Genomic DNA, 262 nt, shown 5'->3' with positions numbered 1-262 from the left:
CTCATTTCGGTCACGCTGATCGCGCGTTGGCATTTCCCGGTAATCTCCCGCCCAGAATTGAATCATGTTATTTGACCAGGGACGCCAGAAAATATGATCTGTTGCGCCAAACAGCGATATCAGCGGCGTATTAACTGCAGCGGCAATATGCGCCGGTGCGGAATCAACGCCAATAAACAGCTGCGCATGATCGATTAACGCACCAAGTTCCGGGAAGGTCACCTTTCCAGCCAGCGCCGTTACTGGTGGCGTCTGGCATCCC

Annotated in this window: 1 protein-coding gene; it reads right to left on the bottom strand. The window is 53.8% G+C overall.

The window, feature by feature from the left end; genetic code table 11:
• Nucleotides 1-262: glycosyltransferase family 9 protein (locus R0J87_RS21595; protein WP_498888862.1), on the bottom strand; the 262-nt coding region annotated here is incomplete at both ends.

The sequence above is a fragment of the Halomonas sp. SIMBA_159 genome, assembly GCF_046536035.1.
In the GTDB taxonomy this organism is placed as follows: domain Bacteria; phylum Pseudomonadota; class Gammaproteobacteria; order Pseudomonadales; family Halomonadaceae; genus Vreelandella; species Vreelandella venusta_A.
This window is presented reverse-complemented; position numbering and strand designations above follow the sequence as displayed.